General features: G+C 66.1%; 3 protein-coding genes. 2 read left to right on the top strand and 1 reads right to left on the bottom strand.

The window, feature by feature from the left end; translation table 11 throughout:
- Positions 1-258: 258 nt before the first annotated feature.
- Positions 259-1,506, bottom strand: a complete 1,248-nt coding sequence (locus ELR45_RS01920; RefSeq protein WP_129662981.1) for an MFS transporter — start codon at positions 1,504-1,506, stop codon at positions 259-261.
- Between the two features lie 95 nt (positions 1,507-1,601).
- Here ELR45_RS01920 and ELR45_RS01915 point away from each other — a divergent pair, with 95 nt between their 5' ends.
- Positions 1,602-2,108, top strand: a complete 507-nt coding sequence (locus tag ELR45_RS01915) for an Lrp/AsnC family transcriptional regulator (RefSeq protein ID WP_129662979.1) — start codon at positions 1,602-1,604, stop codon at positions 2,106-2,108.
- A gap of 48 nt (positions 2,109-2,156) precedes the next feature.
- The gene (gene rpe, locus ELR45_RS01910; RefSeq protein WP_129662977.1) at positions 2,157-2,825 is read left to right on the top strand and encodes a ribulose-phosphate 3-epimerase; all 669 of its coding nucleotides are present in this window, start codon (positions 2,157-2,159) and stop codon (positions 2,823-2,825) included.
- Positions 2,826-2,946 lie beyond the last annotated feature (121 nt).

The raw sequence follows: 2,946 nt of genomic DNA, 5'->3' as shown, positions 1-2,946 counted from the left end.
AGTTTCGCAACCGGACGCACAGCTCGCTGACCGTTTCTTGGTGAAGCGGTACGGGTGCTGGGCTCACGAGCAGGATCCCGTCGAGCAGCTCGTACTGCAAGCCGTCGTCGGGGAGTTCGTCGAGGTCGTCGACTGTCCAGCCGTCCGACGCACGGGGCATCACCGCCATGAGTGTCATTGTGCCTCCCTTATGGGCTGATCGGACAAGCATGACAGCGGTCTAGAACCGAGAATTGGTTATCCACAGGGCCTCTTTGATCAATCTGCCGCCGCGTCCTTCGTTCGGTTGGCGGAGATGGCGGCCAGCGGAATCACAACGAGCGCGCCCGCCGCGATCGCGAGAGTCACGTAACCCCAGCCGTGCAGGATCATGCCTGACGCGATGCTGGCCAGGGCCGACGAGCTCCAGATCATGGTGTCCACGGCGCCCTGAAGCTGCGTGCGCGCGTCGGCTGGAAGACTGCGGCTGAGCATGCCGCTTCCACCGACGAACACCAGATTCCAGCCGTAACCGAGCAAGAACAACGCCGCCGGCAGCGTCGACGAATGGGCGTAGGGCGCGGCCGCGGCGAGTACGGCCGCCACGACCAGGGTGCTGATGCCGATCAGGATCACGGTGGTTCCGCTCACACGGTCCGCCAGCCGCCCGGACAATGGCGACAGGGCGAACATTCCCAGCATGTGAGCGGTCAAGATGGCACCGACCGTGTCGAGTCCGTGCCCGTGATGGTGGAGATGCACCGGTGTCATCGTCATGACCGCGACCATGTCGAGCTGCGCGACGACCATCGCGGTGATCGCTACTGTGACCGCCGGCAGCCGCAGGGTGCGCCGCGAGCCTGGTGGAAGGAGCCGCCAACCTGGTTGCGATGCTCGTCGTTCGTGGCGTGGTAAGGCCGCTGAGGCGAGAGCGGCCGCGGTGACCGCGACGGCGGTCAGCAGGAACGGTCCGGCATGTGCAGGCATCGCGAGCCGCTCGGCGAGACGTGCGGTGGGCGAGATGAGGATCGGGCCGACGATCCCGCCGATGGTGCCGGCCCAGACGATCACGGAGAGCGCGAACCCCTTGCGGTCCCGCGGATACAGCTCCGCGGCGGAGTAGCGGGCGAGCTGAGCACTGCCGTTCCCGACACCGATGCCCATCATTCCGGCCAGCAGCAGCCCGAAGGCGTCGGAGAGCACACCGATACAGGCGACCGCCGCCCCGACGACGGCGAGCGTGTATCCCAACGCCAGGCCGGCGCGGTGACCACGGCGGCTCATGACGACGCCGAGCATCAGTGTGCCGGCCGCGGTCCCAAGCACGGCGAGGGCATTCGGCGCCCCGCTCCATCGGTCACCCACCGCCTCTGAGGCGATCAGGGTGGAGACGGCGCCGGCCCCAGCGGTTGCGATGCCGGTGAGCGCGACCCCGGAGAACAGGCCGGACATGGCGCGACGCCGGGAAAAGGTCCCTTTGTCACCAGGAAGCGGGGCCTGTGACGCAGGTGAGAAATCGATGGTCATGCGAATTGATGTTAGAAATCAGGCGAGCGAATTCGAAGGGATGATGGACGGCATATCGTAGGAACGAGCATCCAAAGGAAAGGAGATTTAGCACTATGGATTTACGAATGGAAAGAAGGCCAGATGACACCGACTGGCGGATCCTCCGCGAGCTTCAGGCGGACGGCCGGCTGTCCTACAACGAGCTGGGACGACGCGTGAACCTCTCGTCGCCGGCGGTCGCCGAGCGAGTTCGCAGGCTGGAGGATGCAGGAGTGATCACCGGCTATCACGCCGCGGTCGATGCCCAGCGGGTCGGATACCAGCACACGGCATTCGTTCGTATGCGATGCCGTCTCGACCAATGCCTGTTGAAGGCCAGTAAGGCCAGCGACTATCCGGAGGTCGTGGAGGTGCACAAGCTCAGCGGGGACCACTGCTCCATGCTGAAGGTCCGGGCGACGTCGCTAGAGCATCTTGAAGGGCTGTTCGAGCGCCTCGGGAAGCACGGTGACATGCGGACGTCCGTGGTGCTGTCCACCCAGTACAGCGGCAGGCCCGTGGAAGAGCCGAACGATGAGTCCGCCCGTGCCACGCCTTCGGCCGGTTGGGCGCAGAGTTGAGCCCTCTGGTGCGGGTGCGGCGCCGGCGGCCCATTAGGCTGGAGTCTCGTGGGCATACAGATCGCGCCGAGCATCCTCTCCGCTGACTTCGCCAACCTCGAGTCCGAGATCGGGCGGATCGGAAACGCCGACCTCGTGCACGTCGATGTCATGGATTACCACTTCGTGCCGAACCTGACGCTGGGTCTGCCGGTGGTGGAGGCGATCCTGAGCCGAACCGACGTGCCGGTCGACTGTCATCTGATGATCGACGATCCGGACCGCTGGGCACCGGCATACGCGGAGGTCGGCGCCGCCAATGTGACGTTCCACGCCGAAGCCGCCGCGGCACCGGTGCGGCTGGCTCGCGAGATCCGCAGGCAGGGTGCTCGTGCCGGCGTCGGATTGAAGCCCGCGACGCCGGTTGAGCAGTTCGAGGACCTGCTCACCGAGATCGACATGCTGCTGGTCATGACCGTCGAGCCCGGCTTCGGCGGCCAGGAGTTCCTGGACGTCTGCCTGCCGAAAATCCGCAAAGCACGCGAGATGGTGTCCAGATCTGGGCTGGACATCTGGATTCAGATCGACGGGGGAGTGTCCAAGGAGACGGTCGAGCGCTGCGCCGACGCCGGCGCGGACGTCTTCGTCGCCGGCTCCGCCGTCTACGGTGCCGCTGATGCCGCGGCCGCGGTAGAGGACCTGCGTCGACTTGCCGAGCACGCGTCCACCCTCACCTGACAGACGGTAGCGCCATCGCGGCTTCTCGTTGTGTCCTGCGCCAGAGCATCGCGGGCCCCGTAGGAGACGTTGCGTGGCCGGTAGCCGGCGCCCTGCTGAGTCTTCACGGGCCGGCGTCGTG

Source organism: Phytoactinopolyspora endophytica, from assembly GCF_004138495.1.
Taxonomy (GTDB): domain Bacteria; phylum Actinomycetota; class Actinomycetes; order Jiangellales; family Jiangellaceae; genus Phytoactinopolyspora; species Phytoactinopolyspora endophytica.
Note: the sequence above shows the minus strand (reverse complement) of the source record. Positions and strands in the feature narration are given on the sequence as shown.